9 protein-coding genes and 5 pseudogenes are annotated in these 14,551 nt (G+C 38.2%); 13 read left to right on the top strand and 1 reads right to left on the bottom strand.

The genetic code is table 11. The features are described 5' to 3' along the window. Positions 1–390: 390 nt before the first annotated feature. From AEX56_RS03090 to AEX56_RS03080, 3 genes are read left to right on the top strand one after another with little or no spacing between them, the layout of a single operon-like run. The gene (locus AEX56_RS03090; RefSeq protein ID WP_082326161.1) at positions 391–948 is read left to right on the top strand and encodes an ABC transporter ATP-binding protein; all 558 of its coding nucleotides are present in this window, start codon (positions 391–393) and stop codon (positions 946–948) included. After that, positions 935–1,327: an FtsX-like permease family protein gene (locus tag AEX56_RS03085; protein ID WP_131542057.1), complete on the top strand. Its 393-nt coding sequence runs from the start codon at positions 935–937 to the stop codon at positions 1,325–1,327. Before AEX56_RS03090 ends, AEX56_RS03085 begins: the two co-directional genes overlap by 14 nt. After that, positions 1,327–2,703, top strand: a complete 1,377-nt coding sequence (locus tag AEX56_RS03080; RefSeq protein ID WP_053093905.1) for a hypothetical protein — start codon at positions 1,327–1,329, stop codon at positions 2,701–2,703. The genes AEX56_RS03085 and AEX56_RS03080 overlap by 1 nt, the downstream gene beginning before the upstream one ends. 24 nt (positions 2,704–2,727) lie before the next feature. Here the strand turns inward: AEX56_RS03080 and AEX56_RS03075 are convergent. After that, a pseudogene (locus tag AEX56_RS03075) lies at positions 2,728–3,192 on the bottom strand (polysaccharide deacetylase family protein); the annotation flags it as partial. Positions 3,193–3,249: 57 nt separating this feature from the next. Here AEX56_RS03075 and AEX56_RS03070 point away from each other — a divergent pair. The 10 genes and pseudogenes from AEX56_RS03070 to AEX56_RS03025 form a co-directional block, all read left to right on the top strand. Beyond that, positions 3,250–4,449 (top strand): annotated as a pseudogene (locus AEX56_RS03070) (homoserine dehydrogenase); the annotation flags it as partial. 1 nt (position 4,450) lies between these two features. Continuing rightward, a pseudogene (thrB, locus tag AEX56_RS03065) lies at positions 4,451–5,311 on the top strand (homoserine kinase); the annotation flags it as partial. 138 nt (positions 5,312–5,449) lie between these two features. Then, positions 5,450–6,349: a UDP-N-acetylmuramate dehydrogenase gene (murB, locus tag AEX56_RS03060; protein WP_049617849.1), complete on the top strand. Its 900-nt coding sequence runs from the start codon at positions 5,450–5,452 to the stop codon at positions 6,347–6,349. A 166-nt stretch (positions 6,350–6,515) separates the two neighbouring features. Next, a complete protein-coding gene (locus AEX56_RS03055) occupies positions 6,516–7,670 on the top strand; it encodes an ABC transporter ATP-binding protein (protein WP_049617848.1) in 1,155 nt (384 codons plus the stop codon). Continuing rightward, positions 7,654–8,451 carry an ABC transporter permease gene (locus tag AEX56_RS03050; RefSeq protein ID WP_049617847.1) on the top strand — a complete coding sequence of 266 codons (798 nt, stop codon included), beginning with the start codon at positions 7,654–7,656 and terminating at the stop codon, positions 8,449–8,451. The genes AEX56_RS03055 and AEX56_RS03050 overlap by 17 nt, the downstream gene beginning before the upstream one ends. After that, positions 8,448–9,224 carry an ABC transporter permease gene (locus tag AEX56_RS03045; RefSeq protein ID WP_049617846.1) on the top strand — a complete coding sequence of 259 codons (777 nt, stop codon included), beginning with the start codon at positions 8,448–8,450 and terminating at the stop codon, positions 9,222–9,224. Before AEX56_RS03050 ends, AEX56_RS03045 begins: the two co-directional genes overlap by 4 nt. Beyond that, positions 9,217–10,284, top strand: a complete 1,068-nt coding sequence (locus AEX56_RS03040) for an ABC transporter substrate-binding protein (protein WP_049617845.1) — start codon at positions 9,217–9,219, stop codon at positions 10,282–10,284. Before AEX56_RS03045 ends, AEX56_RS03040 begins: the two co-directional genes overlap by 8 nt. Positions 10,285–10,486: 202 nt before the next feature. Further along, a complete protein-coding gene (locus AEX56_RS03035) occupies positions 10,487–12,031 on the top strand; it encodes a ClC family H(+)/Cl(-) exchange transporter (protein WP_131542058.1) in 1,545 nt (514 codons plus the stop codon). A 273-nt stretch (positions 12,032–12,304) separates the two neighbouring features. Next, positions 12,305–13,224, top strand: a pseudogene (locus AEX56_RS03030) (GMP reductase). A gap of 112 nt (positions 13,225–13,336) precedes the next feature. Next, positions 13,337–14,546: pseudogene (locus tag AEX56_RS03025) on the top strand (MATE family efflux transporter). Positions 14,547–14,551 lie beyond the last annotated feature (5 nt).

Genomic DNA, 14,551 nt, shown 5'->3' with positions numbered 1-14,551 from the left:
TTGATTTGATTATTAAGATGAAATGATTACCCATTTTTTACGACCATACATATGACTGCTTTTTCAGCGATTAGCTAAAAGATGCAAGTAATACAAGGAAATGATTTAGAAGGGAAAAAATGATATATATTTTAACAATTTTGTGTCTAGGAGTATTTATTTTTAGTTTTTATAGAGATCGAAGAAGTCTGTTAAATGCATTATTTTTATTATCTATAGTGATGATGTATTTGAGTATCGTTTCACTTGTCTACGAGAGATTTCCGTTGTTTCATCAAATTTTATTAGGGATTTTATATGGAGTGGTACCTCTTAGTATATTTTTGTTTGCTATTTTTATGATTATTAATGGCGTAATTGTTTTGAAAAAAGAAGGTAAAAGGCTAGCCAATGCATTGCCTATTTTTATGGGAAAACGAACTTGCATCTTTTAGAAGGAGAGAGTTAGGGTTTGTGTTTCAGCAATTTAATCTAATCAATACTTTAACGGTTGGAGAGAATATAATTTTACCACTTACATTAGATAGTATTCCAAGAACAGAAATGAAACAAAAGCTTGAAAAAATAAGCAGTTTACTGGGGATAGAACATCTACTCGAAAAAAGAATTTATGAAATATCAGGAGGACAAGCACAGAGAGTTGCGATAGCAAGAGCAATCATAAATAGTCCTTCATTATTACTTGCTGATGAACCTACAGGTAATTTAGATTCAAAGTCTGCAAAGGATGTGATGAAATTATTTAAAAAACTAAACGATAAGATGAATGTTACCATCGTTATGGTTACGCATGATCCTAATATCGCCTCGTATTCAGATAAAACTTACATCATAAAGGATGGCAATATTTATCAAGAAATCATTAATCGAACTAATAAAGAGGAGTATCGACAAGATATATTAAATGCAATAGCTTTGCTTGGAGGTGAAGAAGTTGAATTTGATTGATTTTGCTTATAAAAATATAATTCATGATTTCAAAACATATGTCTATCACTTTTTGAGTTGTATGTTTTCGGTTTTTGTATTTTTTATATTTACCAATTTATCATTTCATCCAGCATTAAAGGTTGTCGATAAAAATAGTAGTTTAGGATTAGTCTTGGTACTTGGCTTAGTGACATCGGTAATTTTCTCATTTGTCTTTATTTTATATTCTGTCAGTAATTTTTTGAAACAAAGGAATAGGCAATTTGCATTTTTAAATATTTTAGGAGCAAGCAACATCCAATTTAAAAAAATCATTTTTTTAGAGAATGAAATTATTTCTATACTATCATTATTTTTTGGAACTGTAGCAGGATTTATTTTTCAAAATTCTTTTTAATGATTGCCGAAAAAACTATTGGAGACTTAGATCTATACTTTTACATTCCAATAAAAGCATTTTTAGTCACAATTTTACTAATGGGGGGACTTTTTATTATTGTGTCATTGATTGCTCCTATAATCCTAAAAAAGAAAAAAATCATTGCTCTCTTGAAGAAAGAAGAGAAAGAAGAAAAAAGCTATATTTTAGCTACATCCATTTTATTTATAACAGTTTCTTACATTACAATTTATCTGCATGAAAAGGTCAGTATATATGTATATCCCCTTTACCTTATAACGTTTATTTTGGGGACTTATTGCTTTTTTTACATCACTTTCTTTATTTATGAGCGATTCATGAATCTTACTAGTAAAAAGTTTGATGGTAATGGTTTAGTTAAAGTGGGTAACTTTAAATATTATATGAACACCAATTTAAAAACAATGACTATAAATATGGTACTTTTCAGTATAATATTGTCTTCACTAATTGTTATTGTTGGAGCACCACAAAATGTTGAAGAAGTTACAGAAAAGATAATGCCGTATTCTTATATGTATGCAGCATGGGACAAAAATATTAACGAAAAAGCACAAGTCAAAAAAATTAAAGATGTCTTAAAAGATAAAGAGGGATACAAAGATTTACAAATTGAGTACAGTGAATTCCGAGATTTAAATAGAGATATCATCATTTCTAATTCCGTTTATAACGATATTGCACAATTTTTAGATAGAAAAACAATCAAGTTAAATCCTGATGAATATTTTATGGTTGGAGTTGATGGGAAAAACTCACCTAGAATAAGAAAATTGTTAGGAGAAGATTTTGAGAAACTAGGGATAAAAAAGGAGCAAGGTTCCGACAAGGCTGTCATAGCTTTATCTGGTTACTTTTCAAGCATAACGGTTTTAGAAAATAATAAGTATGAAAACCTATCCAAGAAATTGAAAAAGGAAAGAATTTTTGCTTTTAGTATCAAAGATTGGAAACAGGCAAAAGCAGAGGAAACAGAAATAAGAAGTTTTCTAAAAATTGATGGCACAAGTGAAACACTAGCTTCAGCCTATTCATATTATTATTTAGAAAAACTTCAAAGAAGTATAGTAGCATATGTAGGTAGTATTTTATGCGTCTCCTTTTTAATAGGTATTGCAAGTACAACATATTCAAGGTTATATTCATCCTCAGGGGAGGAGATTAGTAAGTATAAGACTATGGTCAAGCTAGGCATGGCAAAAGATTTAATACAAAAATCTTTATCAAGTACAATAAAATGGGTTTTTGTATTATCTTTTATCCTTGCGTTATTTATAGCCTGGTACTTTATATATACCTTAAATCAGTATACATTAGTCTCATATAATGGTAACAGAGAGGAGGCAAAGTGAGAAAATGGGAAAAGAATTTATTCTACTTGCCTTCATTTCTTCCATCTCTTCTAAAGTTAAGTTGCCTTCGTTGCCGACTGTTCCTGTGATGACATTGTTGGTGGCTTTCATGTTGTATTTTTGAAGCAGTGGATAAGTCAGGTCGTAGAAATCCCAAAGGCTATCGTCAAAGGTTAACCAGACTACTTTCTTGCCTTCTGGCAGAACATTTTCAGTTAATACTTTATAGGCTTCTTCAGGAGAAAGTGTATAATAGCCGGCATTTTGCAAGGCTTGCAAGTGACTTTCAAAGGTAGCAGGAGAAACAATCAAGTTAGCATTGGCTTCTTCACCTGGTGCCATATCATGAATAGCGTGGTACATAAGGATGGGAACTTGCACGGGTTCAGCTTGTTTTTCCCATGTGACATCTTCCGTTGGTGTGCTACTTGAGCTTTGCGAGGTAGCAACTTCTGAACTCGATTGTTGAACTGTCTGTTGTAGGCTGCTTGGATGATATAGGTAGGTCCTTGCTATAGATTAGAAAACCTATGAGCGAGATCAGGGCAAGCAGCTACGGATGAGATTTTTGTGGAGAAGGTCTTAGTGCGCAATGAAGAAGAAGCGGAGCGTCTGCGCGTTCAAGGTCATGCTTATACCTTTGTAACAGATATCAAAGAAATTATTGAGGATCCATCTATTGCTATTGTTATTGAGTTAATGGGACGGATTGAACCAGCAAAATCCTACATCCGTCAAGCGCTATCAGCTAGAAAGCATGTGGTCACAGCTAATAAAGATTTGCTTGCGCTACATGGTCAGGAACTCCGCCGTTTAGCCAAAGAAAAGCAAGTTGCTCTTTATTATGAGGCTGCTGTAGCAGGTGGGATTCCAATTTTGCGCACCTTGGCCAACTCCTTTGCATCAGATAAAATCACGCGTGTCTTGGGTGTCTTGAATGGGACATCGAATTTCATGATGACCAAGATGGTGGATGAAGGGTGGACTTATGAGAAGGCGTTACAGACTGCTCAAGAATTGGGTTACGCAGAATCTGATCCTACCGACGACGTTGAGAGGATTGATGCAGCTTATAAAGCTGTTATTCTCAGTCAATTTGCTTTTGGCATGGAGGTTGATTTTGTAGACGTTGCTCACGCAGGGATTTCTAATATCACACCGGAAGATGTAGCGGTTGCTCAGCAATTAGGTTATGTCATTAAATTGGTCGGGGATATTCAAGAAACATCATCTGGTATTTCGGCTGAAGTTTCTCCAATATTCTTGCCGAAAGATCATCCGCTGGCCAGTGTCAATGGTGTCATGAATGCAGTATTTGTAGAGTCTGTGGGTGTTGGTCAGTCTATGTTTTATGGACCTGAAGCTGGTCAAAAACCTACTGCAACAAGTGTGGTTGCAGACTTGATTCGCATCGTTCGGCGTTTGAATGATAAGACAATTGGCAAACCATTCAATGAGTTTAGTCGTCCCTTGGTTTTGGCAAATGCGGAAGATGTCAAGAGTGATTATTATTTCTCTATCAAAACACCAGATCAACAAGGGAAAATGCTGCGATTGGCTCAAATTTTTAACGGAGAAGGTGTATCATTCAAGCAAATCCTACAACAACCTTCCGCTAGTCAGGAAGCGCATTTGGTCATTGTGACACATGCCATGAGTAAGACTCAGTTAGGCAGGATTATAGATCGATTGCATGCAGCTGCTGAATTTACCTTGAGTAATGTTTTCAAGGTTTTGGGAGAATAGTATGAAAATTATTGTACCTGCAACATCAGCCAACATTGGCCCAGGTTTTGATTCTGTCGGAGTTGCGCTTTCAAAATATTTGACAGTTGAAGTGTTGGAAGCACGAGATGAGTGGCTAATTGAGCATGATTTAGAATTCGTGCCGTCTGATAAGAATAATTTACTGATTAAAACAGCTTTGAAAGTTTCGCGTGATTTACAGCCGCATCGCATCAAAATGACTAGTGATATCCCTTTGGCGCGTGGTCTTGGATCATCCAGCTCTGTCATCGTAACAGGGATTGAGTTAGCTAATCAAATTGGTCAATTGGAATTGACAGATGATGAAAAGTTAAAGCTGGCTACAGATATTGAAGGGCACCCTGATAATAATGTAGCGTCGGCTATTTTTGGAAATTTAGTAATTGCTAGCTATGTCAATAAGAAAGTAACCGCTGTGGTAACAGATTTTCCAGAGTGTGCCTTTATCGCTTTTATTCCAGAGTATCAATTGCGCACGGCAGATAGTCGTAATGTACTACCAAATCAATTGTCCCACAAAAAAGCAGTAGCGGCTATCGCTATTTCAAATGTAGCCATTGCTAGTCTTTTAACAGGAGATTTGGTCAAGGCTGGGAAGGCGATTGAATCGGATATGTTTCATGAACAGTTCCGCCAAAAGCTAGTCCATGAATTTTATACAGTCAAGCAAATTGGTCATGAAAATGGTGCCTATGCAACCTATCTTTCCGGTGCAGGCCCAACTGTCATGATGTTAGCACCCCTTGACAAAGTGAATCAAATTATTGAACGATTGGAGGATGCTGATATTGAGGGAGAAATTTGTTCTCTAAGTGTTGATATCAAAGGTGTGAGAGTTGATTCGTACAGTAGAGTGGAAACCAGTTTTTGCGGGTTTTTTGCTACTTTAAGTTTGTGTTTTGAGGGGATTACCTCTAGCAAGCTCTATTATTTTTTGGTATAATTGAGAAAGTATCTATTTTATGAAATGAGAAGCGAGATGAAAGAAAAAATTCAAACTGAATTGAAAGGAATCGATATTCGTTTCGATGAACCTTTGAAGTCTTATACTTATACTAAAGTTGGTGGTCCAGTGGATTATTTAGCTTTTCCACGTAATCGCTACGAAATTGTCAGAATTGTGGAATTTGCCAATCGTGAAGGTATTCCTTGGATGGTTTTAGGAAATTCAAGTAATATTATTGTGCGTGATGGTGGGATTCGTGGGTTTGTTATCCGCATGGATAAATTGAATTCTGTAACTATTTCTGGCTATACAATTGAGGCAGAAGCAGGAGCAAATTTGATTGAGACGACTTATGTGGCACGTTTTCATTCCTTGACAGGATTTGAATTTGCTTGTGGCATTCCAGGAAGTATCGGTGGTGCAGTGTTTATGAATGCTGGTGCCTACGGTGGAGAAATTGCTAATATTCTGGTATCGGCTCAAGTCCTGACGCCGTCTGGTTTGGTACAAACATTAGATGCGCGTGAGTTGCGCTTTGGCTACCGTTCATCTATTTTGCAAGAAAATGGTGCCATTGTCTTGTCAGCCAAATTTGCTTTGAAATCAGGAAATCATACAACGATTTCACAGGAGATGGATCGCTTGACGCATTTACGTCAGTTGAAACAGCCTCTAGAATATCCGTCTTGCGGCTCAGTCTTTAAACGTCCTGTAGGACATTTTGCAGGTCAGTTGATTATGGAAGCTGACCTAAAAGGACATCGTATCGGTGGCGTGGAAGTTTCTAAGAAACACGCTGGTTTTATGGTTAATGTGGCAGACGGAAATGCGCAGGATTATGAAGATTTAATTGCCTATGTTATCGATACCGTGGAAAAAAATTCTGGTGTTCGGTTAGAGCGTGAAGTAAGGATTTTAGGAGATTCTTTGTAATAATATTTAAGTATAACAATCAGTGCGAACTACAATCTCTTACATCTTCAATAAAGGGGGTGAAGCCTATCGTTTTAGGTAGTATGGAGGACAAGTTATTTGTCCTAGAGGTAGTATAGGCCTAACAGAGCCTTGATCTGTAATATACTTAAAAGGAAAAATGTAATTGAAAAAACCAATTATTGAATTTAAGAACGTTTCCAAAGTCTTTGAAGATAGCGGGACAACCGTATTAAAAAATATCAACTTTGAGCTAGAGGAAGGGAAATTTTATACTCTTCTTGGGGTATCTGGTTCTGGTAAATCAACGATTTTGAATATGATTGCTGGGCTTTTGGATGCGACGAGCGGTGATATTTTATTGGATGGTGAACGAATCAATGATGTACCAACCAACAAACGTGATGTGCATACGGTCTTTCAGTCCTATGCGCTTTTCCCACATATGACAGTCTTTGAAAATGTAGCTTTCCCCCTAAAACTTAGAAAAATCGATAAAATACAAATCAAAGAACGTGTCACGGAAGTATTAAAAATGGTACGCTTAGAAGGCTATGAGAAGCGTTCTATTCAAAAACTATCTGGTGGTCAGCGTCAACGTGTAGCCATTGCTCGTGCCATTATTAATCAGCCACGTGTAGTCCTTTTGGATGAGCCGCTTTCAGCACTTGACTTGAAATTGCGGACAGAAATGCAGTATGAACTCCGTGAATTGCAGCAGCGTTTGGGCATCACTTTTGTCTTTGTTACGCACGATCAGGAAGAGGCTTTGGCAATGAGTGACTGGATTTTTGTCATGAACGAAGGAGAAATCGTTCAATCTGGGACGCCCGTTGATATCTACGACGAGCCTATTAATCACTTTGTTGCTACCTTCATCGGGGAATCCAACATCTTATCAAGTCGCATGATTGAAGACTACTTGGTTGAATTTAACGGTAAACGTTTTGAAGCTGTGGATGGCGGAATGAAGCCAAACGAGGAAGTGCAAGTTGTTATTCGTCCTGAGGATTTGCGAATTACCTTGCCAGAAGAAGGCAAACTTGAAGTTACCGTTGATACGCAACTCTTCCGCGGTGTTCACTATGAAATTATCGCTTATGACAACTTAGGGAATGAATGGATGATCCACTCTACTCGAAAAGCGATTGTGGGAGAAATCATTGGTTTAGACTTTGAGCCTGAAGATATTCATATCATGCGTCTCAATGAAACAGAAGAGGAATTTGATGCTCGTATTGAAGAGTATGTGGAAGTGGAGGAAGTAGAAGACGGCCTCATCAATGCGATTGAGGGGGAACGTTATGAAGAAAACCTCTAATCTTGCTTTTTCCGTACCGTATGTTCTCTGGCTTAGTCTCTTCGTTTTAGCTCCTGTTATCCTTCTTGTGTGGAAATCACTCTTTGATATCGAAGGAAATCTAACACTTGACAATTACGGTATCTTCTTTTCAAGTTGGACCTATTTGAGAATGAGTTTTAACTCCATTTTATACGCTGGAATTATTACGCTCGTTACCTTTCTCATTTCATATCCGACAGCTTTGATTTTGACGAAGTTAAAGCACAAGCAATTGTGGCTTATGCTGGTTATCCTCCCCACCTGGGTCAATCTCTTGCTAAAAGCATATGTTTTTATGGGAATTTTTGGTCAGCAAGGCGGTATCAATGCCTTTTTAGGATTTATGGGAATTGCTCCGCAGCAAATTTTGTTTACAGATTTTTCATTTATCTTTGTTGCTAGTTATATCGAATTGCCCTTTATGATTCTGCCAATCTTCAATGCCTTGGACGATATGGATGCTAACCTTATCAATGCCAGCAAAGATTTGGGAGCTACAGAGACGCAAACATTTTTGAAAGTTGTCTTCCCTCTGTCCTTAAACGGCGTTCGTTCTGGTATTCAGTCGGTATTTATTCCAAGTTTGTCTCTCTTTATGTTGACACGTTTAATTGGTGGAAATCGAGTGATAACACTTGGTACGGCTATTGAGCAGCATTTCCTCACAACACAAAATTGGGGAATGGGATCAACCATCGGTGTGATTTTAATTGTTGCCATGATTGCAACCATGTGGGTAACAAAGGAGAGACGTCAATGAAAAAATTAGCATATATTTATTTGGCACTGGTCTTCCTTATTTTGTATATTCCTATTTTCTATTTGATCGCTTATTCATTTAATAGTGGTGGGGATATGAATGGTTTCACTGGCTTTACCTTGGAACACTATGAAACGCTGTTTGGTGACAGCAGGTTAATGATGATTTTGGTGGATACCTTCTTTCTAGCCTTTCTGTCAGCCTTGCTTGCAACCATTATTGGGACATTTGGATCAATTTTTATCTACCAAGCTAAAAGACGCCTTCAAAACAGTCTCCTATCAGCTAATAATGTTCTTATGGTAGCACCAGACGTCATGATAGGGGCATCATTTCTTATCCTCTTTACGACTATTGGTTTCGAGCTAGGCGAAGTATCCGTCCTTTTGAGCCATGTGGCGTTTTCAATCCCAATTGTGGTCCTCATGGTTCTTCCACGTCTTAAAGAGATGAATCATGATATGGTTAATGCAGCCTATGATTTAGGGGCAACGCATTTTCAAATGCTCAAAGAGGTCATGTTGCCTTATTTGACACCGGGAATTATTGCAGGCTACTTTATGGCCTTTACTTATTCCTTGGACGATTTTGCAGTAACTTTCTTTGTGACTGGAAACGGTTTCTCAACGCTCTCCGTTGAAATTTACTCACGAGCTCGTCAGGGAATTTCTCTTGATATCAATGCTTTATCGACAGTTGTTTTTCTTTTTAGTATCCTTCTCGTGATTGGTTACTATTTTATCTCGAAAGAAAGAGAGGAAAAACATGTGTAGATTATATTCTTTTGTTGGTGGAGTTATTGCTATCGTTGCTTTGATATTTTCTATCAGTTTTATTATGAAACAGAATTCTGGTGCTGCTAGTGATAAGCTGGTTATTTACAACTGGGGCGATTATATTGATCCTGCTCTTCTGGATAAATTTACAGAGGAAACGGGAATAAAGGTCCAGTACGAGACTTTTGATTCAAATGAAGCCATGTATACCAAAATCAAGCAGGGCGGAACAACCTATGATTTAGCTGTACCATCTGATTATATGATTACCAAGATGGTGGAAGAAGATATGCTCAACAAGTTGGATAAATCTAAAATTGTGGGCATGGAAAATATCGGTCAGGAATTCTTAGGGCTTTCCTTCGATCCTAAAAATGATTATTCGATTCCATACTTCTGGGGGACTGTTGGGATTGTTTACAATACCACAATGGTAGAAGACGCGCCAGAACATTGGGATGACCTCTGGAAGAAAGAGTTTCGCAATGATATCCTCTTGGTGGATGGTGCTCGTGAGATAATGGGCTTAGGACTTAATAGTTTTGGCTATAGCCTTAATAGTAAGGGTAAGGTTGAGTTGGCTGTTGTAGAAGCTAAACTTAATAATCTGACACCAAATGTCAAGGCAATTGTTGGAGATGAACTGAAGCATTACATGATTCAAGGCGATGCTGCTGTTGGTGTTTCTTTCTCAGGCGAGGCTAGCGAAATGCTGGATGGCAATGAGGACTTATTTTATGTAGTCCCAAGTGAAGGTTCTAACCTTTGGTTTGACAATATCGTCATTCCACGAACTGCTAAACATACCGAAGAAGCTTATGTCTTTATCAATTTCATGTTAAAACCGGAAAATGCTGCGCAAAATGCTGAATATATCGGATATGCCACGCCAAATACGGTGGCTAAGGAGCTTTTACCTGAAGAGATTACATCTGATAAAGCTTTTTATCCCGATCGTGAAACCATTGAAAATCTTGAAGTCTATGATAACCTTGGCGCTGAATATCTAGGAATCTACAATGACCTCTATTTGCAGTTCAAAATGTATCGAAAATAGAGTCACTTACCCGATGATATGATGCATCTTTCAGGAAAATTCGTCACGGACTTAAAATCAATTTAAAATAAAATTGCTTACTGTCAATTTACTTGTTCTTAACAAACTGTAACAATGACTAGTAGGTATTGCGGGAGTGAGACCAGCAGCTTTTTATAAAAAGCTTGGTCTTACTCCTATTTTCGAAAAGGAGATGAAAAAGTTGGAAAACCATCGTAAAGAAGTAAAATTTATTCATCAATCCATTTTACTGTCTGTCTTACGGGGAATATTAGTTGGGATAATTGCGGGATTTGTGGTTGTCTTTTTTCGATTATCTATCGAATTTCTCTTTGGGTGGATGGAAATATTTTTCCATGCCGCTCATGAAAATTCTGAGTACCTATTACTGATTTTAGTGATTTACTTACTAACTGCCATTGTTGTTGGTTATTTGGTCAAGGGAGACGAAGATGTCAAAGGATCAGGGATTCCGCAGGTTGAAGCAGAGCTAAAGGGGCTGATGCACCTCAATTGGTGGTCTGTTTTATGGCGTAAATTTATTGGTAGTGTTTTGTCCATTGCTTCTGGTCTGATGTTGGGCCGTGAAGGTCCTAGTATCCAACTCGGTGCTGTGGCAGGTAAGGGGGTTGCCAAATGGCTAAAAACCAGCGAAATGGAGAAACGGAGTTTGATTGCTAGTGGTGCAGCCGCTGGTCTAGCAGCCGCTTTTAATGCTCCTATTGCAGGTTTGCTCTTTATTGTAGAAGAAGTCTATCATCAATTTTCTCGTTTGGTTTGGGTGTCAGCTCTTGCTGCTAGCATTACTGCCAATTTTATTTCTCTTAATATTTTTGGTTTAACGCCTGTTTTAGATATGCCAGATCGGTTGCCGATGCTAGATTTAAAACGCTATTGGGGCTATATTTTATTTGGAATTGTCCTTGGTTTGGCAGGTTTTGCTTATGAAAAAGTTATTCTAAATATGTCGGTTTTCTATGGTTTTATCGGAAAAATATTTCATTTAAAACCGCACTATTACAGTTTATTCGCCTTTCTTTGTATTTTACCGATTGGATATTTCTGGCCTGAATTGCTGGGAGGCGGACATCATTTGATTTTGGAAATGCCTAGCCAACTGCCTGTTATGACGACTTTGCTTCTCTATCTTATGATTCGTTTTGTATGGAGCATGATTTCTTATGGAAGTGGTCTTCCTGGTGGCATTTTCTTGCCTATTTTGACTTTGGGAAGTATTTTAGGTATGCTCCTTGGACGACTGGCATTCGATATAGGTTTCATTGGTCAAGATGAAATGATTCTATTCATCATTCTAGGGATGGCTGGCTTTTTCTCGGCAATTTCAAAAGCTCCGCTAACTGCCATGATTTTGGTGACAGAGATGGTTGGAGATCTCACCCAGCTCATGGTTATCGGTCTAGTTGCTTTGACCTCCTATGTAGTCATGGACTTGCTCAAGGGTGCGCCTGTTTATGAAGCGATGCTGGAGAAATTATTGCCTGAAAAGGTTGAATCAGATAGTCGTGTGACGCTGATTGAAGTAGTAGTGTCTGAACATATCGCCAATAAGACAGTAAGCGAACTTGAATTGCCGCACAATAGTCTCATTACCTCGCAAGTGCATCATGGTAAGAGTCAAGTTGTCAAAGGAAACAACCACTTACATGTGGGGGACAGCATTTACGTGGCAGTTCCCGTATCTGACATTCAAAAAGTTAGAGAAATTTTAGAAGGAACCGAATTATAGCATCTTTTTTAAGATAAAATCTAAATATTAAACGAATGTTCTATTGGTGAAACCAAAAAGACAAGCAAATGTTTTTATTAGAAACAGATGTTTGTTTTTTTTTACAAAAACATATATTAAAAACCGAATTATATATCTATTTATTATTAAAATATTGACAAAAAACAAACAATAGGGTAAAATGAATTAAGGAAACACGTCGCTCGTGACGCGATGAAGTGCAAATCCTGTATTTCATAGGTAGGTCAGCACCCCTAAAGGAGAAAAAGACAAATGTTTAATGAAGTACCCGTTTTTGATTATGAAGACATTCAATTGGTTCCAAATAAATGTATCATCAGTAGCCGTTCAGAGGCCGATACCAGTATTCAATTTGGAAAACACATTTTCAAATTACCTGTTGTGCCCGCAAACATGCAGACTATTATTGATAAAGATGTGGCGGAACAGTTAGCGAGCAGTGGTTATTTTTATATTATGCACCGGTTTGATGAAGCAGGTCGTATTCCATTTATCAGACGCATGCATGAAAAAGGATTGATTGCCCTGACTACATTACCATTGATATCGCTCATGGTCATGCAGATTCAGTCATTCGGATGATTCAACATATCAAGGCTGAATTGCCAGAGACATTTGTCATTGCCGGAAACGTTGGTACACCAGAGGCGGTTCGTGAGCTGGAAAATGCTGGCGCAGATGCGACTAAAGTTGGAATCGGTCCTGGGAAAGTCTGTATCACTAAGGTGAAAACTGGATTTGGTACAGGTGGTTGGCAATTAGCGGCCCTTCGTTGGTGTGCCAAAGCAGCTCGTAAGCCAATTATTGCAGACGGAGGAATTCGTACACACGGTGATATTGCCAAGTCTATCCGTTTTGGAGCTAGTATGGTCATGATTGGTTCGCTTTTTGCAGGTCATATCGAAAGTCCAGGAAAAACCATTGAAGCAGATGGCGAGCAGTTCAAAGAATATTTCGGTTCTGCATCTGAGTACCAAAAGGGAGAGCACAAAAACGTCGAAGGTAAGAAAATTCTCCTTCCAGCAAAAGGTCATTTGCAAGATACATTAACCGAAATGGAGCAAGACTTGCAATCCTCTATTTCGTATGCTGGTGGTCGTGACTTGCAGAGTTTGACACGTGTGGATTATGTAATTGTGAAAAATTCCATTTGGAATGGGGACTCTATCTAATAGTCTGGTAAAAAAGGCTTGCTTTTGCAGGTCTTTTTTACCAAGATAAGAGTGAAGAGGCTGATGTTACAGTTCTTTTTTATGACAGAAACGAAGTAAAGAGTGAAGGAAAATGTACCAAACACAAACAACCAAGGAGAAAATATGTTTGTTTTTCAAACTATTTTTTCCGATATTGATTTATCAATTTGCTAACTTTTCAGCAACCTTCATTGATACCATGATGACGGGCCAATACAACACAACAGACTTAGCTGGAGTTTCCATGGGCAGTAGCTTGTGGAACCCATTCTTTTACTTATTGACTGGAATTGTGTCGGCACTAGTTCCAATTGTCGGTCATCATTTGGGAAGAGATAAAAAGGAAAATATTCGAGCAGAATTACATCATTTTGTTTATTTGGCTCTGATGTTGGTGGGAGTTCTCTTTATACTGGTGTTTTGCGGTGCTATTCCTGCTTTAGCTATCTTTGGTTTGGAGCCACATGTTCTAGAGGTTGGTCAAGCCTATTTGCGACTGATGACGATAGGAATTCTGCCTTTGTTGTTATTCAGTGTTTTTCGTTCCTTTTTCAATGCAACTATGTTTTGATTTATGGGAAATTCGGTTTTCCTCGAATGGGGGGAGCAGGGGCAGGGCTAGGAACGTCTTTGTCTTATTGGTTGCTTCTCTTAGTGGTTGTGGGTGTGATGTTACTTCATCCCAAAATCCGTTCCTATCAAATTTGGCAGCCGACGACTTTTCGTCTGGAGTTATTGACAGAAGCTTTGCGCTTAGGTTTGCCAATTGGTTTACAGATTTTTGCTGAAGTAGCGATTTTTGCTGTAGTGGGACTTTTGATGTCCAAGTTCTCCTCTCAGGTTATTGCTGCCCATCAATCCGCCATGAACTTTACCACCTTGCTCTATGTCTTTCCTCTCAGTATTTCAACGACCATGCCTATTACCATCGCTTATGAAGTGGGGGCTAAGCGCTACAAGGATGCACGTGAATCATTCGGAGTGAGGTTGCCTCCCTCTATGGTAGTGATCCCGATTTTATTTCTTTGACATCACGTTTCTTAGTCTTTGCCTTCTTTTTCCAGCTAGCAGATACTTATGCGGTACCACTTCAAGGAATTTTGCGGGGCTACAAGGATACAACCATGCCCTTTATTATCGGTGTCAGCTCCTATTGGTCTATTGCTCTGCCATTGGCTTTAGCTTTAGATTGGTTAACCCCATTAGGGCCGGTAGCTTACTGGATTGGATTGACGACGGGAATTTTTGTTTGTGGCTTAATGCTGCACATACGCTTGCTCAAAATTTTAAAACAGTTTTAGAAGCA

This window comes from Streptococcus sp. X13SY08 (genome assembly GCF_001182825.2).
Taxonomy (GTDB): domain Bacteria; phylum Bacillota; class Bacilli; order Lactobacillales; family Streptococcaceae; genus Streptococcus.
The sequence above is the reverse complement of the archived record's forward strand: the minus strand, read 5'-3'. Positions and strand labels throughout refer to the sequence as shown.